General features: G+C 69.1%; 13 protein-coding genes. 4 read left to right on the forward strand and 9 right to left on the reverse strand.

Annotated features, from left to right (window positions below; all coding sequences use genetic code 11):
- Nucleotides 1–114: 114 nt before the first annotated feature.
- From AIIKEEIJ_RS30065 to AIIKEEIJ_RS33405, 8 genes are read right to left on the reverse strand one after another with little or no spacing between them, the layout of a single operon-like run.
- On the reverse strand, nucleotides 115–876 hold the full coding sequence (locus AIIKEEIJ_RS30065; RefSeq protein WP_161997209.1) for a TRAFAC clade GTPase domain-containing protein: 762 nt from the start codon (nucleotides 874–876) through the stop codon (nucleotides 115–117).
- Nucleotides 873–1,889 carry a hypothetical protein gene (locus tag AIIKEEIJ_RS30070; protein ID WP_161997210.1) on the reverse strand — a complete coding sequence of 339 codons (1,017 nt, stop codon included), beginning with the start codon at nucleotides 1,887–1,889 and terminating at the stop codon, nucleotides 873–875. Before AIIKEEIJ_RS30070 ends, AIIKEEIJ_RS30065 begins: the two co-directional genes overlap by 4 nt.
- Nucleotides 1,890–1,935: 46 nt before the next feature.
- Entirely contained in the window at nucleotides 1,936–4,701 is a 2,766-nt protein-coding gene (locus AIIKEEIJ_RS30075; protein WP_161997211.1) for a GAP1-N2 domain-containing protein, read from the reverse strand.
- A complete protein-coding gene (locus AIIKEEIJ_RS30080) occupies nucleotides 4,698–6,707 on the reverse strand; it encodes a hypothetical protein (protein ID WP_161997212.1) in 2,010 nt (669 codons plus the stop codon). The genes AIIKEEIJ_RS30075 and AIIKEEIJ_RS30080 overlap by 4 nt, the downstream gene beginning before the upstream one ends.
- A 14-nt stretch (nucleotides 6,708–6,721) precedes the next feature.
- Nucleotides 6,722–9,457, reverse strand: a complete 2,736-nt coding sequence (locus AIIKEEIJ_RS30085; protein WP_161997213.1) for a magnesium transporter — start codon at nucleotides 9,455–9,457, stop codon at nucleotides 6,722–6,724.
- A gap of 1 nt (nucleotide 9,458) precedes the next feature.
- Complete coding sequence (locus AIIKEEIJ_RS30090; RefSeq protein ID WP_161997214.1) at nucleotides 9,459–13,028, reverse strand: tubulin-like doman-containing protein; 3,570 nt, start codon at nucleotides 13,026–13,028, stop codon at nucleotides 9,459–9,461.
- 45 nt (nucleotides 13,029–13,073) lie between these two features.
- On the reverse strand, nucleotides 13,074–15,848 hold the full coding sequence (locus AIIKEEIJ_RS30095; RefSeq protein WP_238406648.1) for a vWA domain-containing protein: 2,775 nt from the start codon (nucleotides 15,846–15,848) through the stop codon (nucleotides 13,074–13,076).
- Nucleotides 15,815–16,135, reverse strand: coding sequence for a hypothetical protein (locus tag AIIKEEIJ_RS33405; RefSeq protein WP_238406649.1), 321 nt, complete (start codon nucleotides 16,133–16,135; stop codon nucleotides 15,815–15,817). Before AIIKEEIJ_RS33405 ends, AIIKEEIJ_RS30095 begins: the two co-directional genes overlap by 34 nt.
- Before the next feature lie 783 nt (nucleotides 16,136–16,918).
- Here AIIKEEIJ_RS33405 and AIIKEEIJ_RS30105 point away from each other — a divergent pair.
- The gene (locus AIIKEEIJ_RS30105; RefSeq protein ID WP_161997216.1) at nucleotides 16,919–18,436 is read left to right on the forward strand and encodes a DUF3761 domain-containing protein; all 1,518 of its coding nucleotides are present in this window, start codon (nucleotides 16,919–16,921) and stop codon (nucleotides 18,434–18,436) included.
- Between the two features lie 422 nt (nucleotides 18,437–18,858).
- Here AIIKEEIJ_RS30105 and AIIKEEIJ_RS30110 read toward each other — a convergent pair whose 3' ends face one another.
- Entirely contained in the window at nucleotides 18,859–20,706 is a 1,848-nt protein-coding gene (locus AIIKEEIJ_RS30110; protein WP_161997217.1) for a TerD family protein, read from the reverse strand.
- A 136-nt stretch (nucleotides 20,707–20,842) separates the two neighbouring features.
- Here AIIKEEIJ_RS30110 and AIIKEEIJ_RS30115 point away from each other — a divergent pair, with 136 nt between their 5' ends.
- The 3 genes from AIIKEEIJ_RS30115 to AIIKEEIJ_RS30125 all read left to right on the forward strand — a co-directional run bounded on the left by AIIKEEIJ_RS30115 (nucleotide 20,843) and on the right by AIIKEEIJ_RS30125 (nucleotide 24,628).
- Nucleotides 20,843–21,754, forward strand: coding sequence for an SDR family oxidoreductase (locus AIIKEEIJ_RS30115; RefSeq protein WP_161997218.1), 912 nt, complete (start codon nucleotides 20,843–20,845; stop codon nucleotides 21,752–21,754).
- Nucleotides 21,755–21,975: 221 nt separating this feature from the next.
- The gene (locus tag AIIKEEIJ_RS30120) at nucleotides 21,976–22,779 is read left to right on the forward strand and encodes a replication protein (RefSeq protein ID WP_161997220.1); all 804 of its coding nucleotides are present in this window, start codon (nucleotides 21,976–21,978) and stop codon (nucleotides 22,777–22,779) included.
- A 130-nt stretch (nucleotides 22,780–22,909) separates the two neighbouring features.
- The gene (locus AIIKEEIJ_RS30125; RefSeq protein ID WP_338021037.1) at nucleotides 22,910–24,628 is read left to right on the forward strand and encodes a plasmid pRiA4b ORF-3 family protein; all 1,719 of its coding nucleotides are present in this window, start codon (nucleotides 22,910–22,912) and stop codon (nucleotides 24,626–24,628) included.
- Nucleotides 24,629–24,930: the final 302 nt, after the last annotated feature.

The raw sequence follows: 24,930 nt of genomic DNA on the forward strand, positions 1-24,930 counted from the left end.
ACCGTGTTGTCCATCATCGGCGACAGCACACCGAATCTTGCGATCGTCCTCTCCAAGTTCGACGCCCTGCAGGCCCTCGAGCATGTCGACGGCAGCGACTGGAGCGAGATCATGTCACAGCGCGGTCCGCAGCACCGAGCGGGGGTCGCCGCCGACGCGTTCCTGAGCCGGGACCAGGTCGTGGAGCTGCTGCCGGACGGATTCGACCTTGAGCGGATCGAACATGAACACGACGCCGTCGGCCTGCGCGAAGAAGCGCAGGTGCGGGGCGTGCGCGTTGTCCGGGTTCTCGAGGTCCTCCCCTGCCACGTCCCGCAGCACCAGGTACTGTCGAATGCCGTTCCACAGGCCGAGGCTGAAGATCAGCGGCTCCCGCTGGTACGGGTTGCTCGTGTGGGCTGCGGGGGTGGATTCGAGGATGCCGCGTTCCTCGTACAGCGGCCTCTCGTAGAGCTCGCGGTAGGCCTGTTCGGTCTCGGAGGTCGCGGGCTCGACCACGCAGTTGAGCCGCTCGCCGAGCAACTGCAGGGTCTTGACGAGAACGGCGATGTACACGGTCTTGCCGGTGGCGCGGGCGCCGGCCATCGCGATGCAGGTGGTGTGGGCGCCGCGCCACCCGGTCGGTAGCCGATAGTGGCACGTCGGGCACACCTCGGCGACCGGGCCGCTGGCCTTGTCCTCGGCGTCGCTCACCAGCGGCGCCCAGTCGTCCCCGGACCCCGAGGGCCGCTGGAGCTCGACGACCTTGCCAGACCGCACGGGGCTGCCGTGGAAGACCGTCGCGACCTCGTCGACCTCGATCTCGTCCGGCGCGGTCGGGGCCCAGGCGTAACGGTCCGACGGGAGCACCGTGAAACAACGTGGGCATTTGGTCATCGCCGCGCACCTTCCGATTCCGGTGTCGCCGACAGTCCTGCCACGAGCGACGTCACCGTTGCGAACAATTTCTCCGGGCTGGAGAGCCAGTCGGAATCCGTGCCTGCCGTTTCGCAGGTGGGCGGCACGGCGGTGCCGAGGCCCGCCGCAGCCGAGGTATCTGCACACAGGATCACGGGCCGCCGTCGCACACCCGGCACACCCGTGCCGGTGTGATCGGCGGGTAGTGCGTCGGTCACGGTGAATACCAGCGTGGGGGTGTTGTAACTCGACCGGTCGATCTCCGCGGAGCGGAACCCCACTCCCAGTGGCGCGGCGTCCAGTTGCGCCTGGACCTGGTCGGCGACGTGCCGCAGCTCGACGACGGGCAGCGACCTGGAGGATCGGCCGATCAGATTGACCTGCAATTCTTCTCGGATTCCGATCACCGCCGTGATACCGGTGAGCACGTCCACCGCCGCGCGAACACTGCCGTCCTCGATGAGCGGCAGCATCGACATCGTAGTATCGATATCCACCTCGACGCGCAGCCGGCGCGCCTCGGGCAGCCGGTCCACGCCGAGGGCGCCGCGTGCCGCGGACCGCGCGCGGGCGCCGAGATCGCTGAGCGGGACGTCGACCACCGTCTTGCGGGCCGTGACCGCGAGACGCTCCCCCGCGGGGGCGATCGTCGCAAGCTCGACGTGGTGAAGACCCGACACGTCCAGCGGTGTCAGCTCGGCCCGATCCGGGTCGGCGCTGCGGCTACTGTCCACCCCGATGGTGGCCTGCAGCACGGTTCCCTGGGGAAACACCACTGCGCCGCCCCCGGGGCGAGCGGCCACGACGATCTCGTGGGTGACTCGGGGCAGCACAAGGAAGCCGGGCTTCGGGTAGAGCGCGGACGCCTCCGGGGCGCCCTCAGGCGTCATCGCCTGCACCTGAACCGTCACGGTGGTCGCATCGACCGTCACGGCCAGCGGCTGGTGCGGCAGGTCCACCACCCCTACCCCGTCGAGCACATATCCGGGCATCAGTCTTGTCCTCCCCGTGTCCACGCACTGCACATCTGCACTGTCCTCACACCCGCCTCGGCGTCGCCCGGCCCGGCGACGATCGATCCGCGTCGGCTCGGCGCTCGTCGAGCCACCTCCGGACGAACCCGGCGTACACGTCGCACGCGTAGGCGACGTCGCGGTGTCCCCGCAGATGTAGCTCCTCGCGGATCGCGTCCATCAGACCGTGCACCCCCAGCGGGCCGCGGTAGTCCGGCTGTTTCATCACCGTCGACGCCACCTCGTCCAGAAGGGAACGCCGCACACCACCCGATCCGACCTCGAACCGTGCCAGAACGTCGCGCTGATCCAGCACGGACCGCACCCGCGGCGCCGACGGAGACGTGAACACCGCGTGTGCCATCAGCCAATAGGCGTCGAGCGCACCGGATTCCACCAGGGAGGCCAGCGCATCGACGACGAACCGTGCGTCCTCGTCCACCGCTCGGACGAGCGCCTCCCGGTGCCGGGCCGGAAGGTCCGGCACCGGGAGGCCCGATTGGGGTGGGGTCTGCCCCCGCAGCGCGACAGTGAAGATCGCGAGCCGGGCGAGCAGATCCGTGGGAAGGTCCGCTTCGTAGCCTTCCGCGTAGTCCTCCAGGACGGGTAACACATGCACGTCGAGTGCCCGGCGCAGTGCCGGTCCGCTGATCGCAGCCCAGCGCTCCTCGTTCCGGATCAGCGCCCACGACACCGCGAGGTCGTCCAGGTACGGATCGGCCGCCCACCTCGACGCTTCCTCGCGAGCGCCGGGCTCGGCCAGATGGCGGACGAGCGTCTCGAGCTCCGGTCCCCACGGTTCGCGGACGACCACGTCCTGCAGGAAACGGGGCGCAACGGCCTCGGGAAACGCGCCGACGAGTCGGCACCATTGCTCCGCCGTCCAGCCGTGCCCGGCGACCAGCGCCGGAACATCGCTCGGCGCCCAGCCGCCCTCCCGCGCTTCGTGGAGTGCCCTCCACAACGCGACCGGCACCAGCTCGCTCCGTATTCGTGCTCGGTCGAATTCTTGTTCCGTGAGGGCGAAGACGCCGTCGGCGATCAGCACACATTCGGGCTCGGTGATGCGCTGCGGGTCGGAGGCGAGCTCGTCGAGGTCTGGTACGTCCAACAGTCCGTCGACGAGCCATTCGAGTACGGGAGGTGCAAGCCGGGAGCCGAGCGGGCGCCCGGCGAACACGGGATGGGCGGTCAGAGCGGGCTGCAGAAATCTCACGCGCGTCGACGCAGAGACCGGCCCGAGTTCCGCGACGAATCCGGCTCCGTCGACCCGATCGCACAGGGTCGGGATCACCGCCCGCTCGAGCACCTCGAAGGCCACGTCGACGCCGCGATCGCGGAGGAGGTCGGCACGCACGAGCAGGTCGATCGTCTTGAGGGCGTCGAACGCGACATCGCGCAGATTTCCGCCGCCTCGTGCGCGCAAGCGCAGATCGCCGAGTATCGCATCGGCCTCGGCCTGCAGGTCCTCGGTTCGAGCACACGACTCGACGACAGCGAACTGCTCGGGTCCCGCCCGACGTACCCAGTGGCCGTCACCGAGCGCGCGGAAGGCGAACACGGTGCCGGCGAGCTGCCGGACCGCGGGCGTGACCGCGTTGTCAACCTGCCAGCGGGCGAGTGCTTCCTCCGCCTGCTGTGTGGTCGCACCCAGTCGCTCGTCCACGATTCCGACGATCACGTGCGCGAGATCGGGTGCGGTGGCGGCCTCCATCGGGGACTCCGCGAGTACGACCGAGGCGGCCTCGTCCAGTGCGTCGTGCAGGCCGGGGTCGGCGACGACGGCCATCGCCAGCGGCCACGCCTCGGTCAGGTCGCGATCACCCACACCGGCCGCGATCGCGTCCTGACGCGCGAGCGCTCGATGCGCGGTCTCGACGTCGAGCAGAACCGTCTGCGCGAGCACCGACCAGTACGTCACCGGAACGAGATCGCCGTTCGCGACGGAGTGCGGCTCACCGTCGAGCTCCCCCAGTTCGGGAGTCTCGTTCTCGCCGAAGACAGTGCAGCCGGGACTGTCTCCGGGCAGGTCCGAAAGCGGAACGGTCACCAGGTTCGCGCCGCCTGCCACGGCGTCGTCGACGGAGTGCAGACGGTCGAAAGTGGACCACCCGAAGCGGCGGGCGGTGCCCGGCGACATGAAGTGCGAGACGGCCCCGATCCAGAGCGCGGCGGTGTCGGGATCCTTGCATCCGAGCACCACCGCCGGGCCGCCGCGCAGGGACCGCGCCACCGCGTCGAGGAGGACGCTGAAGACACCGATCCGCCAGGTTCCCGGATCGAGCAGGAATCCGAGTGCGGCGTCGCGATCGACGATCCCCCCGGGTCCGGGTGCCGTGGCCGGCAGGGCTGCCTTGGCGACCTCGTCGGCGCCGTACGGGACCAGCCAGTCCGTGGACCGCCAGCACTCGATCGGACGCACCCCGTCGCCGGGCTCCGCACCGCGTTCGAGCACGGCGTGGGCGAAGACATTCCCGGGGCGGCCGGAGGCGTCCGAGCCGGCGGGCACGGTGTGCCAATAGCATCCGGCCGCGTCACGGAGGCGGGCGTACATGAGCCGCCGCGGCCGGCGGGCGATGTCCTCGACGGTCGGAAATCGGGGCATCGGCTGCGGGGAATCGAACCGGGATACGACTCCCGCGCGGAGCAGTTCCTGTTCGTCGGCGTCGAGGTCGCCGGACACCTCCTTGACCTGCCAGCCGCCGCCGGATCCGGTGCCGGGCCGGTCGAACGAGGTGTAGCTGAGCTGACCGAACCGTGGCGATTCGGTCTTGTGCCTCCGAGCGGTCATCGCGCGTCTTCGCGCGACACGTCGTCACCGATGAGGTGATCGCCGATGAGATCGAGCCGGATGTGTTCGATCGGTGGATCGATCAGCGCGATGGTGCGGCTCTGCTCGGGCCGCACGTCGGCGAAGACCCGCACGTACCCGGTCAGGTCCGACACGTCGACGGTCCACGGCTGGCTCCATTCGCGATGCAGGCCGCGCGGATGGAAGCTCCGGGCGCCGGGCTGGGTTCGCTCGTCCCCACGGACCTCCAGCGGCCGGCCGTCCCGAGCGCTGAGCGGCAACCGGGTCTGGTTGTGCACCACGACGAACGGTGGGGCCGTCGGGAGTTCGACCTGTGAGGCGAGGCGCACGGCGAGCGCGACGCCACCGCCGGCGGTCCGGCGAGTCTCGGTCGTGTACTCGATCCGCAACAGACCCGGATAGTCGACGGTGGCGGGGATGCCCGCGATACGCTCGCCGGCCGTGTAGGCGACGGCGACCACGTGGACGGCACATCCCTGCTCGGGCAGCGGGTTCGACAGGTGCAGGCCGCCGTCGCGTTCGTACGCCGCTCGGGAGATCTCCGCGAAGGGGCGCTGTTCGATCGCATGCTCGGCCGGAACCTGTGGCGAGCTCACGTACACCGACACCGATGCCGCGCCCTCCGGCCACGGGAAGGTGAGCACCTGCTCGGTACAGCGCTCGACGATCCGCACTTCTCGCGGCGCGGGCAGCGGCCTGGTCGCGATGACCGTGCACCCTACCTGCACGTCTCCGTCGAGGACGGTGACGGGCGTGAAGTAGGCCCGTACCCAGCCGCGCGGCCAGGAGACGTTGCTCATCCGGTGTTCGCCGTCGCCTCCGACGGTCACCGGATGGACCAGTCGTGCGGAGGTCGGCAGCCCACCGGAGACGTCGAGTGCGCCCGCCGCGAGCAGCGTCCGGTCGATGCCCGGCCGCGGCGCGGTCTCCGTTCGATACATCACCACGGTGCCGATGTCCGGTGGGGTCCAGCCGAGGTCGAAGTGCAGGTCGTCGCTGTCGCCGTGGGTGGCGACGTGCAGGTCGGTGACGGGCTCGAGCACCGCGGACACGAGGACTTCCGCCTGTGCTGCCGGGGAGAGTCTGGTGTGCCCGTCGACGTCGACTTCGCAGATCGCGCGGTAGAGGTAGCGATGCCCCCGTTGGGGGTCGCGGTCGACGAATCCGCCGAGATTGGGTTGGTCGGCCAGGATGCGGTGCCGTGGGTCGTTGGTCACGGGGGTTCGGCCGTCGAGCGGGATGCGCAGTACCCGCACGCGGGTGACCCCCGGCCACACCGACCACTGGCCGATCACGGCGCCATCGTCCTCGACGACCACGAAGTCGGCGACCGGACTGAGGACATGCCCCTCCGCGATGAGAACGGGCTGGCGCCGCACCGCGTCGTGCTGGTCGCGACCGGCATGTGCCCACACCTGCAGGTGCCGCACCGCGGCGGCCGGAGCTGCGGTGTCCACGAGGAGGGTTCCGCGGGTGACACCGACCAGTCGCCCGGCCTCCGGCTTGTAGGGACGGTGCGTCTCACCGGCGACGACGCGGTACAGCACCATCTGTCCGGACCGATCCGGCAGCGGTGACCATTCGAGCAGATGCCCGCCGCCCGGTTCGGCCGTGATGGTGATCGCCCCGACCTCCTGATCGGACTCCCCGTGCATGAACTCGCAGAAGTCCTCGGTGCGCAGGTCGACCAGGTGCTCGCTTCCGGGAACCGGCGCCGGCGGAACCGGCGGTTCGGGCGCCTCCGCAGTCGGCGACGCCTCGGTGACGAACTCGCCGGGCTGGGCCGACGTCACCACGTGGACGATTCCGTCGACCAGTGGTTTCGCCTGGCGTGGCAGCATCGGTTCGATCTCCTCGGCAGTGCGCCGATCGGACCGGATGATCTGCTGCAGATGCGTGTCCTTGAGCAGGCCGGGACGAAGACGGCCGTCGTCGATCTGCTGTTGCCGCCACAGCTGCAGAGCCTCGAAGACAACGTCGGGCATTGTTCCACTCGCTCTCAGAAGTTGATGCCGTCGGCGACGGGCGCAGCGAACGGCGCAGGGGCCGGACGGTCCGCACGGTCGTGCGTCGGTTCGGCCGGTCGCAGCTCGAGGTCGGGCACCTGCGGAATGTCGACCGGTGCTGCGGGGTGACCGTCCGACGGCATGGTCCGCAGATCCTCCGCGGCGATTCCCTCCGTGTACTGGGTGGTGACCGCGACAAGCCCGCAGCCGGCGGGGGTACGTGTCGACGCCGTCTCCGCGACGGTGGTGAGGCCGCGCATCGCCGCGGTATCGGTAAAGATGGCAGGGTCGAAGAACCCCTCGGCCGCGGGTTGTCCGACGCCGGCCAGGAACTCGTCGATGCCGTAGCGACGCACGGCCCCGTCGGCGCGATGTTCGATGGTGGCGAGCAGCTCGCGTGCCAAGTCGCCACGCGGCCCGGACAGCTCGCCGAGTGCCCGCTCCCACATCAGTGCCGCACCGCTCGCCTGACGTTCGCCGCGGTGGAATCGGAGGGACCACTCGTCGAGCGGAGAGCCGGACCCGGCTCCGGCCTTCGCGGCGAGCAGGGAGGGGTCGCGATCGATGTCGAGTCCTGCAGCACCGAGTGAGGAACCCGCGGAACCCACGACGGCGTCCCACGCCTCGGTCAGCCACCCGACACCGAACATGTCCTGCCGCAGCGCGTCTGCGACTCGCTCGACCTGGGCGGGCTCGGGGCTACCGATGCCGACGGCGCTGTGCCGGGGCATCCCCCATTCGATGCTGCGGCCGACGGCATGGGTGTGGTCGGTGACGCCGAGCGGCTTCGCCAGGAACGCTCCGAGTGCCCGATTCCACGACAGGAACTGCCGATACGCGGCAGTGAGGTTCTCGATCTCTCGGAGGGCAGACCTGAGATTCCTCCGGTCTGCTGCGGCCGCCGCCGACGCCGCCTCGCGTTCGACGAGAAGCTGCTCGAGGTACTGCTGCGTGCGTTGGCAGATCCAGGCCACGACGCCCGCCCAGGCGAGCACACACACTGCGATGACGGGCCCGCCGGTCCACCACGAGATCAGCTCCCGCCAGGCCAGCACGCCCGCGACGATCGCGGCGGCGAGGAATCCGAGCGTTGCGATGCGCACCTGGCGGAACATGCGCGCCTGCTGTTCGGCGCTCGCCTCGGCCAGATCGCGGGGCACTTCGGCGGCGTTGAGTCGCTCGAGCAACATGCCTGCCTCGGTGATGCCGGCCGACAACCCGTCGGCGAGGATCGATCCGAAGGTGACCGCGAAGCTTCGGCGGACGCGGCCCACCCAGCCCGCCAGCGCGGCGCTCGTTCTCCGCGCGTCGAGCCCGATCGTCGGATCCTGTTCCAGCCCCCGCAGCCGTGCCTGGAAGTCCTTGATGCCGAGGAGGTCCGGGGCTTCGGCGGCGTGGACGTTCAGCGTCGCCGAGACGACGCCGGGGATGTCGGTGAACTCGTCGTCCGGTCCCGGCACAATGTCCGACGCCGAACGCAACACGGCTCGGTGGGCGCCGACCTGGATGGTCGGCAGGCCCTGCGACCGTTCGGCGGCGTCGGCGAGCGTGAGGGCGGCGCGAGCATAGTCCCGCCACAGCGAGGAGAGGTCGGGCGCCGCGGACTGTGGCGTGTTCGTCGCTCCGTCGAGAGCTGCGCCGATCTGCCGTGACGCCGCCTCGTACTCGGACCATCCGACCCTGCGGCCGTCCGCGTCGACACCGCGGACCACCACACGCCTGGCGCCCTGCGCCAATCCGAACAGCGTGGACTGTGCCGCCGAAGCGACCGCGGCCGAGGCGCGGTGACCGACCCGGGCGGCCCACTGCGCCGGGGCGTTGCGCAGCACTGCGACGAGGAACGAGAAGAACATCGTCAGGGCGTCGGTGAATTTCACCAGGCGCGGAGCGTCGGCCGGGGGTGCGCTCACGCGCTCGCCCTGGAGCAGGTGCCGGTGCTTGACCCACAGTGCCTGGGCCATCGTTCGCGTGGCAGCCGGGACGTCGTCGGCGTACACGACGGCAGTGCCGGCGTCGCGGGGCAACGGCAGCTCCCCGCCGAAGTCGAGCAGATGCGTGCGCAGCTCGTGCTCGGCATGCGAGGTGTCGAGTCGGCGGTAGAACGACCGCACCACCCGCAGCGTGCTTCCCGGCAGGACCGGCTGCTCGTCGAACGGAGCATGCTCCGCATCCGTCCACAGACCCACGATTCCGGCGATCACCGGGGCTGCGTGGCGGCCGACATCGACCGGATCGGTGGTTTCGGTGAGGGACTCGTGGCCCATTCCCGGACCCCGCGAATCCTCCGGTGCGACAAGCAGGTTGTGCCAACCGGCGAGCGCGACCGCGACGGAGTCGGAAGGGGTGTCGCCGGGACGACGCAGCACCGTCCGCAGTCGAACGAGGCGGGCTCCGCCCGAGTTCGACGACAGGAGGTCTGCGAGCGCCCTTTCCGACTCGACCCGAACGGGATCGGTGCCGCGTGCTCCCGGCACGATCACGCACAGTCGCACCACATCGACGCGACGCGACGCGAGCACATCCTGCAGCACCACCGTTGTGTCCGCACCACAGGCGGTTTCGACGGCTGGGATGCGGGCACCACCCGGCGTGACGCCGGCGTCGTCGACCCACACGAACGGTGCGACCAAGCCCGCCGTGGACAGGTCGCGGAGGACGTCACGCACCCCGAGCGCCGGCCCGGTGGAGGCAAGGAACACCGTGAGAACGCTCTTCACCGAATCGGCCATGTCAGAACTGACCCGCGTCGGGAATCACGAACGCGTGCGATGCCGACGTTGCGGACGCCGCCGGCTCGTGCACCGGCCGGTCCGGCTGCTCGGCGCGGTGCCTGCACTCCTCGATCAGGTTCAGCAGCTCACCGGTCGCCCAGTACACGTCCGGCGCGATGTCCCGGAATATCGGAGTGTGGGACGCAGTGACACGATCGGTGATCGCCGAGAAGGTCCCGCCACCGGGTGCCGCGTCCTCCCCTGCTGCCATGTAGTGCAGCCCGGTGAACTCCCGCACCCGGCCGAGCCATGTCGCAGCGTTCTCGGCGCGAGCGTCGATCGAGACGTCCGGGCCAGTGTCGGTGACCTGGGACTGCCATCCCGTGCCGGTCTCGCCGGTCCGCAGCCACTGCGTGAGGATCGACTTGGCGGAGACCTCGAGGATGCCGCCGGCCGGCTTCTCCGGGGAGGCGTCGTAGATCGCGCGCAGCGTCCGGTAGGGAAGCATCGACTGCATGACCGGCGACTCGTGCGACCGCGCCATCGCCAGCAGGACCGATTCGAGCACCGCGGGCAGCCAGTCGTTGTGGGCGAGGAACCGTGACGGCGGGGTCAGCAACGGATGGGGAAAGTCGACCCACGCCGCGGAGGTGGCATCCCACACCCGCACCGGCTCGTCGTACGGTTCCGAAGGAAGGCGCAGGCGGCCGACCACGAGGCCGAGGAACCAGCCGGCGGTCAGCGCTCGCCGCTCGCTGTAGTGCATCGGCAGCGAGGCGGCCAACGGCCGGGAGCGACGCCACTGCCAGAACGACTCCTGCTGCGTCGGAGTCGAATCCGCCCACTGCTTGGCCGCGGGGGTGAGCACGGAGTCGTAGGCGAGCGGCGAGTAGTTCGGGTAGGAGCCGAAGATGTCGATGCGAGTCAACCGGTCTTCCTCGGTCAGCAGGCGCACGAACTCCGATCGGGTCTCGTGGTCGATCATCGGGTTCTTCTGCAGTACCTGCTCGAGGGAATCCGCGACGGGCAGGTTGAGGAACGGCACCGAGGTGAACTTGTACCGGTACTCGACCTGTTGCCCCGGATGCAGCGCCTCGAGCGCCTGCTGGTTGACGCTGGCGAGTGGTCGCGCCAGCGACAGCGCTTCGGCGAACTTCGCCTGCAGTCGCTCACGCCGCTCCTCGAGCGCGTACTCGGGGACGGTCGGATCCTCGATGTACTCCCGCAGCGACACGCGACAGAAGCGGTCGAAGGACTCCCCGGTGCGGCCGACGAACTGCCGAGCGCGCGCGAGCAGTTCCGCAGGTCGAAGGTGCAGGTCATACCGTGCGGCCGAGGGAATGAGCGCCTCGCGGGTTCCCGGATCGTACGGGAATGCGCGGGTCCGCCACGCCGATGTGCGCTCGAGGACTGGATGCTCCTCCCCCGGCGACTTGCTGCCGTCGATCGTCTGCCACAGACCGGTGACGACCCCGACGACGGCCCGTTTGACCGACTCCTCGAACGGCGGCGTCCCAAGACCGCTGGACGCGACCGCGAGCGGCAGGTCGCTGCGGTACTGCACCATGAAGTCGGCCGACGGGGTGAGCATCACCTCGTTGTTCGCTTCCGCGAACCGCTTGGGTACCCGATCGGCCTTGTCCGCGGGCCACGCACCGTACTGGTCGGTGGACAGGCGCGCCAGGCCGACGTCGCTCGCCGGCTTGCTGCGTGCCCGCCGCATCGACGTCTGCGCGTCGTTCAGCGCCTCGAGCAGGGGCTGCAGAATCTCCGGTACCAGCGCGGCCGCGACCTCGGCCACCTTCCCGGACAGCGAGGCGTACAACTGGCGATAGACGTTCTGGCTGCAGCTCGCGAGCACACGGTCGACGATGTCGGCGTCGCTCTCGATGGTTCCCTTGAGTGCGGACAGCGCCTGAGCGGTGTCGGCCGACTGTGCCGTGATGTCGGTCGGCGCCTGTTTCGCGAGGTCCTCCGCCCCCACCCGCACCTGGTCCTTGATGTGGCTGGTCAGCCGGTTCACGAGTGCGGTGGCGTACGGCAGGCCGAGGTCGGCGATCGCCTTCGCCACCGTGCGCTCGATGTTGTCGGCGAGAGTGCGGTGCCACTGGTACGCATGGACAAGCGCGTGCACTTCGGCGGACGCCGTGAGCGCCTGACGACGGGCACCGAGCACCCGCTGGATCTCGGGGACCCACTGGCTCGCGTTCAGACCGCTGCCGGACGGAAGGTAGCCACGCAGTTCGGACTCGGTGACCTGACGGGCCATCCGCAGGCCGTCGCCCTGGGGCAGCACCACACCGGTCAGCCACGCACTGATGCCGACCTGCGCGCCCCGCGGATCCGCCTGAACGACAGGCAAACCCATCGTGGTGAGCAGGGTCTGCCACTGGCTGTCGAGGATGGAGTTGACCTGATCGTCGTCGGACGCGGCATTGCCGGGGTTGCGGTGCCCGTCGAGGAGCCGGTCCACGGTGCTACGGGCAAGCCGCTGCGCCGAGTATTCGGCGTATCGGTCGCGGCCCATGCTCAAGCTCGAGAACCCGTATGTGCCCCACGGCAGGTTGTCCCACTGTCCGCCCCAGCCGATGTTGTCGCGCTGGCCGGACAGGCCCGCACCGTTGGTGAGGTCGTACTGCACGAACTGGCGCGTCGCAGCGCCGCTCATCATCATGCCCGCCAGGCCCCGAGCGAGGCCGCGGTAGATCGCCTTCTGTGAACCGTCGCCGAACGGCGCGCCCTCGACGCCGACACGGCGGCCCACAGGGAACACCCGGGCGAACGGCACCTTCTCGCCGGCGCCGTTCTGCTGGCCGAGCGCGCGCAGGATCTCGACATCGTGCTCGCGCGCGGACCCGAGCTGGCTCGCAACGATTTCGCCGAGCATCGCGAGGGCGTTGGCGCGCACGCCGGTGGTGGCGCTGCGGCCGAGGCCGTCGAAGATGTCCGGGGCGACCATGAACACACCCATCAGCCGCGGATCGAGCTTGGGGATCAGCGTCAGCAGGCGGCACACATCCAAGGCCATCGACGCGCCGGCGCCACCAGCCATCGACGAGACGACCAGGACGATCGGGGACTCCTCCTGCTCGAAGCTGCCCCCGCCGGGGACGTTCAGCGCGCCCATCTCGGTGGCGGTCTGCACGGTGAACAGCTGGTCCCAGGCGTACTGCAGGGTCTCGCGAATACCGCCGGCCTTGCTCAGCGTGATCATGCGGCCGAGGGCGCGGTACTGGCCAGCGCCGGACCCGATGGGCACCGTGACAGCGGAGGGATCCCGCGGGGCCCAGGTGGCGATCTCGTCGAGGCTGCCGCGGGCGGCGAGCTGGTTGCTCAGCGCGTTGTCGAGCACCCCGTACGAGTCGCCCTGGGGGCCGCTGCCGAAGTAGTAGCCGCCCTGGTCGCGAACATTGCCGAGCCCGTCCGGCCCCGCCTCCGGCGCAGTGGGCACATCGATGCTCACGAACTGCCACCCACCCGGGATCCGGTCCACTCCCGCCGCGGCGAGATCGGACCGGAGCTGGTCCATCATGTACGCGAGCGTGACGGCACCCGAACCACCGCATCCGACTACGAGAAACCGCCTCATACCGGTCCTTCCACATCGAGAGAGAGCAAAGCTGGATTCCGACCGTCAAGCGCCGGGCGGACGGAACGGGTCGAAAGGCTGAGCGGCCGGCGCGGCGGACGAGCTCGAACCGCTGTGCGGCGCGGCACCGAATCCAGAACTGCCGCCGAACGCCGGTGGCGCACCGAATGTCGGTGCGGGCGGAGCGGTGGGTGCGCCGAACGGATCGAAGGACGACTGCGGTGCGGGTCGCCCGTCAGGCGCACCGGTGCCCGGCGTCGCCGTGTCGTCGGATCCGACACGCTCACGCAGTCTCGCGAAGGCGCCCGGTGCGCGCCGGTTCAGATCCTCGATCAACCGGACCGGGTTCGAACCTGCGCCGACGAGCAGGAGCACCGACGCGTGGTCGGCGGGTCCGGCCGGATCGTGGAGGATCACCCAGTTGTTGTGCACCGCCAGCGGCAGCCTGGCCTCACCTGTGCGCGGGTCATGATCGGGCTTCGCACCGGAGGAGCCGAGCAGGCCACCGGCCTTGACACGGACGTACCCCGTGCCGACCGGGGAGAGCCCGGTCTTCGCCTCGAGCTTGACGCCGTCTGTCGTCAGCAGTCGCGCAGGCTTGTCCAGGTTCCGAACGATTTCGGTGAGGTCACCGTCGCGCAGCGTGAAGGGTACTCCGTCCCGCAGAACGGCGCCGTCGGCGATCGTCACGGAGAAGCGCTGGGCCTTCAGGGTTTCGGCAGGAATGCGCGAGGCTCGCCACTTGAGCACATACAGCAGAGCCAGCGGGATCGCGATGCCCAGGAACAGCGTGAGAAGGAAGGCCAGCAGGAACCGGCCACTGTCGAGCGGTTTCTGCAGCTCGGCGGTGAACGGCACATCGACCGGCATCGCGCGGTCGAGCTCCCCGGCGGGGGCCATCATCATCCGCACGGAACCGTTGAGGGAGCCGTTGCCGGCCTCGGGCACGTCGAGTTCGACCGTCAGTGCGCCCTGTGCGCCCTCCTCGACGGCCAGGCACCGCTCCGCCGAAGTCGCTGCGGGGTTCACCAAGGCCACGTCACCGACGCCGTCCGGCACGGCATCGATGCGGATCGGTCCCGCCGAATCGAGCCACACGCAGCCGGGACCGCCGACCGGGATCTCCACCGGGAACCGACCGGATCCCTCGACAGTGCCGAAGTCGATCCGGTTCGGCAGCGTTGGATAGCCGACCGGGGGCGCCACCGTCAGCGGCACGTCGACGTATTGGGGCGCCAGTTGAGTACCGGGCGCGATGACCGTCCCCGAAGCCGTCCGGGCGTCGGCGGTGGTCACCTCGAGAGCGAGGCGCAGCGTCGCCTCACCCGGTGGCACCGACGTGAGATCCAGCTCGATCGGCTCGTCGACCCCGTTCTTCGGGATCCTCGACGCCAGCTCGTGCGCAACCCGAGCCGAGTCGACGAGCGACACCGACAAGTACGCGCTTCCGAGCAGGTCGGAGGGGTCGATCTCCCGACGGTCGGAGTCGACGATGCCGAGCTGTATCGCAGATGTCTTCTCGCCGCTGTGGATGGCGGTCACATCCTGTCCGAGCCACGCCGGGAACAGGTTGCCCGAGATATGGATGTTGGACTTGGAGCGCGCCGCGGGATCGGAGCCATCGGGGTCGACGAACACGAGAGCCCACATGCCCTGCCATTGCCCCGGGTTCGCCGACGCCGGCTGGCGCATCGTGAACGACACCGACCGCGCCGACAACCAGCGGTAGTCGACGCCGACTCCGTCGACGTTCAGGCTGCGCGGGGCGTTGTCGCGCGGCATCGCAAGTTCGGCCCCGTCGGGCGACACCAGTGTGGGTACGAGCCCGTCCGCGTCCGCGAAGCCCAGGACTGTCACCGAACCGATGGAGTTGTCGAGGACGAAGCGGTGCTGCGCTTCCTCGCATACCTGACCCACACATACGCCCGTCTCGTTCTCGAGCGGCGCCTGGCCCGGACTGCTGAACGCGTCGAACGCGAAGAGCAGGTCGTCGATGTTCTGGGCGAGGTAGAAGTCGCCGGGTCGGGGCGAGGTCCGGTTCCCGCACGCCTGCCCGGCGGCGGGTTCTCCGGTGGCGATGGACCGCATCAGATCGAAGTCCCCGGCCTGCGCCGTACCGGCCGCGAGCCCCACCGCGAAGGTGACGATTCCCGACGACCGCAACTGGTCCGCGATACCTGCGGGCCGGCAGATCGACTCGCGGGCGGCCGCAATGATCTGCTGAACACCTGCGTCGGTGCCGAGCGATACTCCTGGGGCGTACGGCTTCTCCGCGTCCCGCGTCGTGAAGTCGAGCTTGCCGTCGGAGAACCAGGCGACGGCCTGGCATCTGTTCGCGGCTGTGGACGAGCGGTCGGCGAGAGCGCCGCGGGCACCGTCGAGAGCGGCCCAGTAGTCGGTGTCGACACCGTTCGTCCGGGATCGGAACCTGTCGACCTCGTCCTGCAAGGCAGGCAGGGACCCACCGTCGAGGCGGGTCCACGGCGCGTGCACGGTGAAGTCATCGGAGAAGCCGGCGACCGAAACGTCGAGCGCGACCCCGGCGGAGCCGCCGAAGGAGCTGAGCTGTTCGAGCAGGTAGTTGGCCGCGGAGACCCGCGCCGCCTCGGGGTCCGAGACCTGCAGACTGCCGGATTCGTCGATCATCAACAGCAGATCGCCCTCGCGCTGGGAGGCGAGACACCCGCCGAAGTCCCCCACCGCCGACTGCTGCGGCGCAGCCGACGCGGCCGGTGCCGCCACCACCAGAGAGCCGAGCAGCACTGCCGCGAGCGCGGCCACCTTCTTCACAGTCGACCCGCCCATTCCGCGATCTGCCATGCCCCGAGCGCGATGCCCACGAATCCGAGCACAACGACGGTCCAATACGTCCCCTGCACAGCCTTCGAGCCCGCGTAGACCGGCCGCGCCCGCTGCTGCATGTCGGCGACCGTGTGCTGGGCAAGCAGGTAGAACGCGGCAGGACCGGCCAGCAGCCACCCGATGAAGGCGAACACTGTGGAGCCACCTGACAGGGTGAGTGCGACGGCGGTGAGCCCCAGCAGCGCTACCACGCCGCCGCCGGTCAGCCATGCGCGTGGCGGCCTACCTTGCGAAATGGCCGTCACGACCGGCCGCTGCTCGACAGCGAACGCGTCGGCAGGCGCCCCGCCGAACCCGGGCGTCGACCCGCCGGGCCCCGCGAACGGGGCGGCCACGCTTCCGAACGGCCCTGGGGATGGCCATGGCGACTGGGATCCACCCGACCACGGATCGTCTGCGTCGTCCCGCGAGCTCGAGTACTCGCTGAAGTCGAAGGGGTCGGTCGAGGAGGACACGCGCTTCTTTCGGGGTCGGGCAGGGCGAGCCCGATACGAGCTTCCCCCTGGCAGCATTCCAAAACTTCAAACTTCAATCGCTGGTGGTGAGTGATTGTTACACCTTCCGAATTGACGTTCTTGGAGCCATGCCGAGTTACAGATACTCGCGCTGTTCCAGATTCCCCATTTCGCCGGTGGCACGGGTCCTACATGTGCCGCCCCGCACGCGTGAGGAGACGGATGATTGCCGCCGAGGAGCAGGTGCTCAGTAGGTCAGCGATCCCGCTCTGGCCTCGGCCGCACACACCGACGAAGATGCTGCAGTGGCTGGGACACATCGTGTAAGCGCACCTGATCACGCCGCAGCGAATTCACACCTCATCGATGTAACGGCCCACTAGGTCAGCACCGAAATCAAGATGAGAAGCCGGCGCCATCTCATCTCCCGCCGCTCCTCCGAGGAGGCACCGACCTCCCCACCTACCGCCCGAACTCTTCAAGAAGACGGCAAACCATGTTCGGCACACAACATGCACTCACCACGACTGCGGTAAGCACCCACCACACCATCCGATCGAGGTGGACGTAGCCATGTCGAACTCCCCACCCGCCGGCTGGTATCCGGACCCCGAACGCCCCACCGAGCGACAACGCTACTGGGACGGACAACGGTGGACCTCCGCCCACGCCCCCTATGCAGGCGTCGGCAAAACGGGCGCAACCCGGTCCACACAAGCATCCTCCCCACCTCTGCAAGGTCGGAACCCGCGCACCCGCCTGGGCGGGCTCGTCGCAGTCGGCACGATCACGCTGGGCTTGCTGTTCATACTCGGCGGTCTTTCGGAACGGCTATGGGCCTTAATATTGTTTGGTCTTCTCGCCGCCGTCACCGGCATCCTCTATATCCGCGAGGACCGCACCCGTCCAGCACGCTATAAGTGGGCAGCATGGTCCCTCATTCCAGCCTTTGTCCTGGCGATTGTCACCACTCCTGCCACCGGACCCGACCCCGAAACATCAGCGGACCAAACTCGCGCCCCGGCCACCTCTACCTCGCCGCCGATATCGCCGTCATCGGCGCCCACCATGCCTGATACGCCGCTCGCTGCGCCCGCACTCTTTCCCCAAGTCGACAGCCAGGCAGCTACCCAGTCCCTGACCACCCTTGCCAGCATTCCTACTCGGACCGAGTTGCCCGAGACGGAATACGATCCGTCGCGCTTCGGCGAGCCCTGGTCCGACGATGTCACCGTCGACGGCGGCCACAACGGCTGCGACACCCGAAACGACATCCTGCGCCGCGACCTGTTCGCAGTCACGATTCAACCTGGATCCCGCGGCTGCGCGGTCCTCAGCGGCACGCTCAACGACCCTTACACCGGCACCTCGGTCGCCGCCATTGGCGACACGCTCGACGACGTTGTCATCGACCACGTCGTCCCGCTGCCCGATGCCTGGCAGAAAGGTGCGCAGGCACTCGACGCCGCAACCTTACAAAACCTCGCCAACGACCCTCGCAACCTTCAGGCCACCGCCAGCAGCATCAGCGTGCAGAAAGCCGACCGGGACTCCGCGGGCTGGCTGCCGCCGCACGGCCAGTACCGCTGCACCTACGTTGCCCGGCAGGTCGAGGTGAAAGCCGCCTACCACCTATGGATGTCGCCACCCGAACACCAGGCGATCGAGCAGCTGTTGATCGGCTGTGGCGGCGTCGCCCCCACCACGCCGGCGGTATCGGAACCCCCAGCGCCCCAACCGCAGCCGACCGTCGAGCAGAACGCACCAGTAATACCGCCGCCACCCCCTCCCGTTGAACCTACGCCCCCACGCCCTCCCGTTGAACCTCCGCCCCCACCGCCCCCGGTCGATCCGGCACCAATCCCAGCCGAGCCAGTACCGCTCCCGGCACCCGCACCCAACGGCGGCTATGACGGCAGCTGCGGACCGAACAGCTACATCAACGTCGACGGCGAATGCATCCCCGGCCCGGTAGAAGCACCGAGCCCTCCCAGCGGGGCCACCGCGCGCTGCAATGACGGCACCTACTCCTTCAGCCAACACCGACGCGGCACATGCTCCGGACACGGAGGCGTTGCCGAATGGCTATGACCGGCGGGAGCCCGACCCGCTCCCCGTGAGCGTTCAGACCTCACCAAGATCACATATCGACGACAGCGATCTTTCAGCTTCGTGAGGTAGATGTTCAACTACCGCTCTACCGCATCTCCGACACCCGTCGAAGTCCGCCTCGACTCCGGCGACAGCCGTGCCCCGACATATGCAATCGCATTGCTACAGAACAACGGTGGCGAACTTCCCGTCAGGCGCGAGGTCGAGGACATCCGAGGTCACCGATTCCCCTAAAAAGGCCTACGGATGGGCTTGCGCTGGAGTGCGGGCAGCAAGTGCCCGCACAGGAATTCACTGCGGCCCGTAGTGTGCGCCACGATGCCCGGGAGGCCGGAATTCGCGGTGCGCACTCGGGCCCGGTGTATTCCAGCGGTGGGCCGCGTCGACTAAGTCCGGACGACCTACTCGGCGTCCACGCCGTACCTCGCAACCAGACCACTCAAGCCGTCGTCGTACCCCTGCCCCACCGCGCGCAGCCGCCACTTCCCCGCCCGCCGGTAGATCTCGGTGAGCACCATGGTCCGCTCGGTGGTCCCGGCATCGAGTACGAACGTCGCCGCCGTTCCGTCCTCACCGTCGACGCTTACGGACACAGCCCCCAGTTCGCCGAAGGTGCGCTCGCCGTCGATGGCCGCGGCGATCGCGATGCGCGCGCATTCATCGGGCAGCGCAGCGAGATCGAGCCGTACACTCTGCTCGCTGCTGCCGTCGATCGACAGCTCGATCGCGCCGTCCTCGGCGGTGGGGTTGTTGTAGAAGACGAAGTCGTCGTCGCTGTCGACCTTTTCGTCCTCGCTGAGCAGGAAGGCGACGATGTCGACGTCGAAGTCGTCCGTCTCGGCGCGCCAGGCGACGTTGACCGTCCACGACATCTTCCGCGCCGGCAGGTCGATGACCTCGCCTCGGGCGAGCGCTGGCGCGGAGATGCGGGACTCGATGCGCATGTGCGGCGGCACGACGCCCTTCTCCACCGCGGCGCTGATGTCCGTCTTGGTCAGGACGGGGAGCTCGCGCGCGGTGATGCGCGGCATGCGCCGGTCGCTGTCGCCACCTTCCAGCATCAGCACGTCCGTGACCGCCGCGGTGAGGTTGAGCGACGGGCGTGCACCGAGCTGGACGAGACGCGAGCGCATGAGCACGGCGTCGAGGTGGGTGCCGCCGAGGAGCAGCACCCGCCGGCCCTGCCACAGCTTCGGTTTCTGTCCCGTGAGCATCCGCTCGGGCAGGCTCGGTACATCGGCGAGGGGCTCAGCAGGCGCCGCCTGCGGAGGAGGTTCGATCACGGGCTCAGCAGCGGGCGCGGCCACCTCGACCACGGGACGCATCTTCGGTTCACCCGGATTCACCCGGGTGAGCATCTCTTCGAGCTGCTGCTCGGTGATGACGGGAATGCCCTCGGCCATTGCCTTGCGGATCTTGCCCGTCTGTACGCCGGGGTCGTTGCACACGACCACGCTCGTCTGGCGACTGACGGAATTCATGACGTCGAGGCCGGCGTCGGCCATCCGGCCGGCGAGCGGGACCCGCGGCGTAACCGTCTGCCCCGTGACGACCACCTTCATCCCCTGCACCAGGCCGACGTCCAGCGACAGGCGTCCCGGGTTCTTCCACTCGCATGGCACGCGCGGCACGGAGTCCGGGTAGGCGGGCCTGCGGCTGAGGCAGTCGACCACCGGCAGCGGGAGCTGCAGATTCTCGGCGAGCAAGGCGCTGCGTACGAAGACCTCGCTGAGGACGCGGGCGTCGTCGTAGGCGTCGTGCTCGAGCAACTGCTGGACCTGCCAGTGGGCGGCCAGGGTGGAGAGTTTGTGATCGGGCACGTCGAGTTCGAGCCGCCTCGACAGGGCGAGAGTGCACAACCGCTGTCTGGCCGGGATCTCGGTTCCGGCGCGCCGGAACTCGGCGTCGAGGAATCCGTAGTCGAAGGCCGCGTTGTGGGCGACGATGGTCCCGCCGTCCAGCACCTCGGCGAGTTCGCCGGCGATCTGCTCGAAGCGCGGGGCACCGGCGAGCCGTTCGCGCGTCAACCGGTGCACGTGAACCGGGCCGGGGTCGCAACCCGGATCGACGAGAGTCGAGTACTCCTGCTCGACGCTGCCGTCCTCCCGCAACACCAGCGCGGCGACGCTGAGCACCCGATGCGCATAGGCGCGCAGGCCGGAGGTCTCGACGTCGACGACCACCCAGCGATGGCCCTTCGGCAGCGTCCGCGAACCCGACGCGTGCGACAGCGTGTCGATCACCTGCACCTGCTCTACCTCCGACTGTTCTGCTGCCGGCCCCACCGGCGCACCCGAACATAGTGACTGATGCTCACGACACCACCGACCGCGCCACGCCGAGCGCGCCTGCCTCCGACCCGTGCCGGGCAGTAACGTGCCAGCCATGGCACAGCCACTCGAAGGCAAGATCGCTCTGGTCGCCGGCGCCACCCGCGGCGCCGGCCGCGGGACCGCAATCGCCCTCGGCGAGGCCGGTGCGACGGTCTACTGCACCGGCCGCAGCACCCGCGAGCGCCGCTCGGAGTACGACCGACCGGAGACCATCGAGGAGACCGCCGAGCTGGTGACGGCCGCGGGTGGGGTCGGCATACCCGTCGCCGTCGACCACCTCGATCCCGAGCAGGTGCGACGGCTCGTGCAGCGCATCGACGACGAGCACGGCCGCCTCGACGTCCTCGTCAACGACATCTGGGGCGGCGAGAAGCTCATCGAGTGGGAAACCCCGCTGTGGGAGCACGACCTCGCGGGCGGACTGCGCATGGTGCATCTCTCGGTCGACACGCACCTGATCACCAGCCACTTCGCGCTTCCACTGCTGATCCGGAACCCCGGTGGGCTCGTCGTCGAGATGACCGACGGCACAGCCGAATACAACGCGAAGAACTTTCGTCTCTCGGTGTTCTACGACCTGGTCAAGTCCTCGATGCTTCGCCTCGCGTTCTCGCAGGCAAAGGAGCTCGCGCCGCACGGGTGCACGGCCGTCGCGCTGACGCCCGGCTGGATGCGGTCGGAGATGATGCTCGAGCACTTCGGGGTCACGGAGGAGAACTGGCGCGACGCCGCCGTGCCACATTTCGTCGCGATCTCGGAGTCACCACGGTTCGTCGGGCGGGCCGTTGCGGCGCTGGCTGCGGATCCGGACGTACATCGCCGCAACGGCGGCTCCTTTTCGTCGGGCGAGTTGGCGCGCGAGTACGGCTTCACCGACGTCGACGGGTCGCAACCCGACTGCTGGCGGTACATGGTGGAGGTTCAAGATCCGGGTCTGCCCGCGGACTCGGCCGGGTATCGATGAGCGCGACACGCCGACAGAGCGACAACCGCTCGCCCCCAACATATTCCACGAAAGCACACCGAATCGATTGACGCCCCGGCGTCCCGGTGCCACGATGTGTCATCCTCCGCGTCCGCGAGGGTCACAATTGAAGAAGGCCCGCCAGGAGCGGCAACTCCCGACGGGCCGGATGTCCGACTGTAAGGGAGTCGAACGTGGGTAAGAATACCCTCGTCGGAGGCGTGCGCCGCGCGCCGCGCCCGACGAGCAACTACACCGTCGTCCGCAACGAGACGATCGGCAACAAGGACCTCTCCTTCCGCGCCCGCGCGGTCTTGATCTGGCTGCTTTCGAAGCCGGCCGACTGGCGCATCCGCTCCGACGCGATCGCCGCGGAATCACCGGCCGAAGGCCGTGACGCCATCCGGTCCGCGATGCGGGAACTGGCTGCGCACGGTCACCTCGTCACCGAGCGTCGCCAGAACGAGCACGGCCAGTGGATCACCGTCCAGACCGTCTATGAAGTACCGGTCCGGCCCGAGCCGGGGCCTGGAAATCCGAACCCCGGCGAGCCGGACACCGGAGAACCCGGCGCTGAACAAAGAACTGAAGACCAAGAGACTGAAACAAACCCCTCACCGGCCGCCGAGCCGACGGCACCACCCGCGCGGCAACGAGGGGTGAGCAGCATCCCGGAGAAGAAGCCGATCGCCGAGCTCGCGACCGCGTGCCGCGCCGCCGGCCTGACTGCGACGTTCGACTATCTGCCCGCCGCCGCGCGCTCCCAGCTCGCCGCGCTGATCGACTCCCACGGAATACCATGCCTGGTCGCGGCGGCACGGTCGGCGCATCGACTGAACAATCCGACGCGCTTCGCGCACGCGTGGATCCCGCTGTGGCAATCGCTTCCCCTGCCACGGCCTCCCCTGCCGCCCCGATGCGGCCGGTGCGACGAGTTCGGCTGGTTGCCCGACGACCCGCACGGCCGCGCCGTGCGGTGCCCGTGCCGTCGCGTCGACGCGCCCGACCACCCGCTCGCTGCGTGAGCATCCGTCGGCGGCGAGCCGGTAGCATCTGCGGGAACTGTTCCGTGACCACCGAGGTCGGAGGCCCATGTCCCGCAAGCGCTCAGGGTCAAGTCGCGGATCCTCTTCTCAGCCGCTGCCCGACAATGTCGTGTCGTTGGCCGAGCGTCGCCGCCCGGCGGGCACACAGAACGAGCAGTACGGCGCACTGGTTCCCGGCTTCGCCGGGTGGCTCGTGGAGAACGCCGTCTGCCCGCCGAACCGGGTGGAGCAGATCGCGGTGAGCGTCGCGAACGCGGTCGACGCACTGTCGCGGGCAAGCAAGGGATTCTCGGCGACACACTGGCGCAGCCGCGACGTGGACCACTTGCTCGAACGTGTGCTGACCAGCGACCTTGTCGAGGACGACGACGAGACGCGGGCGCACATCGCCGGGGATGTCACCGCCTTCCTGCGGTTCCTCGAGGCGACGAACCGGTGGACCGGCACCGACGACGACCTCGGATACGGCCTGTCCACGCTCGTGTCCTACATCGAATCGAAGCTCGCGTCCCTCCCACCGGTCGACGAGCCGCCGGTCGACCCCGAGGCCGAACGCGCCGCCTTGACGGTCGTGCCGGTAGTCGCACGGCTGGACGCCCTGCTCGGCTGGATCGGCGAACGCCGGCCTGTGACCGCGACCGGAGCGCTGAAGCGTGCCCTGGTCATGGAGGCCTTCGACGCTGTCGGCGGCAAGCGCGAGGATCTGGCACCGCGCAAGGTCCAGTCGATGTGGGATCTTTCCGTGCTGGCACAGACCTGGGTCGTTGCAGCCATGCTGGACCTGATCTCGATCGGAAAGACCGTCGTCAAGCCCGGTCCTGCCGCGCCGGTGTGGCGGGATCCGGACCGTAATCCCGGCGAGTACCTCACCCTGTGCCGGGACGCGGTGACACATTCCCTCGTCGTGGCCCTCGGCAGGCGCGGCGAGGGGCGGCTCGTAGCATTTCATTCCGTCCTCGACGAGGCGACCGCTGCCGTCCTGTCCGCCGGTCTCGGTGAGCACCCCCTGCCGTCCGGCCCCGAGGAACGCCTGCACGCACTGTCCGTGCTGTTCCCCGGCATGCCGGTCGGACCGAGTCTTCTCGGCAGCATGCTCGTCGACCGCCTCGACGACCTCGTCGCCGACGGCATCCTCGACGACGCGGACGGCTACCGCGTGCCGACGCCTCTCCGTCCTGCCGTGCGGGCCGCCGTGCGCATCCTCCTCGGCGACGCGACACCCGTCGCCATCCACCCGCCCGCGCGGTGTACCCTGCGAATCACGTTGCGCGACAGCGAGCCTGCGGTGTGGCGACGGGTGGTGGTCGACAATTCCCTGAGTCTGCTGCATCTGCACTTCGTTATCCAGAGCTGCTTCGCCTGGGAGGACTACCACCTGCACCAGTTCACCGAGGGCGAGCCGTTCACCGGTGGTTGCGTGTACGTGCCCGACGATCAGCTCGACGACGAGCTCGCGAACGGTCAGGACGAGGTCGTCGACGAGGGAATGGTGACCATCGGGACGGCGCTGCCCGAGGTCGGGGCATCGCTGACGTACCTGTACGACTACGGCGACGGGTGGACGCACGACATCGTCGTCGAGTCCGTCGCCGACTTCGACGCCGAGGCACCGCGCGCCGCGTGTGTCGACGGGCAGGGCCTGGCGCCGGCCGAGGACTCCGGCGGGACGTGGGGCTGGACGGACATGCTCGCCGCGGCCGATGACCCGGCCCACGAGCGTCACGACGAGATCCGGCAGTGGCTCGGACTGCGGCCGGGTGAGCGCGTCGACCCGGAGTGGTTCGACCGCGACGACACCAACGGACAGCTGCGCGCACTGTTCGGATAGCGCTGCGGTCGAACGGTTTGCGCGAATCTCGCATCGAGCGAGCAATCCTTCTCCCCGGTCCGCCGTACACCCTCGGCAGCGGTGGGTGACGACACGAAAACCTGGGTTCGGCGCCACCCGAGGCACGCCGTGTCGGGCCGATCCGCGCCCGCCGGAAGAATCAACCGGTCGGCCAGCGGCGGCTTGCCGAAGGCACGACGCAGTGGTTCGTCACTCGGCAGTGCGCGTTCCAGGTCGGTTGCGTACGTGATCGAGAGGTCCTCGGACACGGTGAGGAGGCCCGTGTCGAATGCGACATCTGG

It is taken from the genome of Rhodococcus sp. YH1, from assembly GCF_009939605.1.
In the GTDB taxonomy this organism is placed as follows: Bacteria; Actinomycetota; Actinomycetes; order Mycobacteriales; family Mycobacteriaceae; genus Rhodococcus; species Rhodococcus aetherivorans.

Bases quoted from the DNA above. Each gene is read 5' to 3' on its own strand.
- AIIKEEIJ_RS30065 (WP_161997209.1), bottom strand. From the start codon at position 876: ATGACCAAATGCCCACGTTGTTTCACGGTGCTCCCGTCGGACCGTTAC.
- AIIKEEIJ_RS30070 (WP_161997210.1), bottom strand. From the start codon at position 1,889: ATGCCCGGATATGTGCTCGACGGGGTAGGGGTGGTGGACCTGCCGCAC.
- AIIKEEIJ_RS30075 (WP_161997211.1), bottom strand. From the start codon at position 4,701: ATGACCGCTCGGAGGCACAAGACCGAATCGCCACGGTTCGGTCAGCTC.
- AIIKEEIJ_RS30080 (WP_161997212.1), bottom strand. From the start codon at position 6,707: ATGCCCGACGTTGTCTTCGAGGCTCTGCAGCTGTGGCGGCAACAGCAG.
- AIIKEEIJ_RS30085 (WP_161997213.1), bottom strand. From the start codon at position 9,457: ATGGCCGATTCGGTGAAGAGCGTTCTCACGGTGTTCCTTGCCTCCACC.
- AIIKEEIJ_RS30090 (WP_161997214.1), bottom strand. From the start codon at position 13,028: ATGAGGCGGTTTCTCGTAGTCGGATGCGGTGGTTCGGGTGCCGTCACG.
- AIIKEEIJ_RS30095 (WP_238406648.1), bottom strand. From the start codon at position 15,848: ATGGCAGATCGCGGAATGGGCGGGTCGACTGTGAAGAAGGTGGCCGCG.
- AIIKEEIJ_RS30105 (WP_161997216.1), top strand. From the start codon at position 16,919: ATGTCGAACTCCCCACCCGCCGGCTGGTATCCGGACCCCGAACGCCCC.
- AIIKEEIJ_RS30115 (WP_161997218.1), top strand. From the start codon at position 20,843: ATGGCACAGCCACTCGAAGGCAAGATCGCTCTGGTCGCCGGCGCCACC.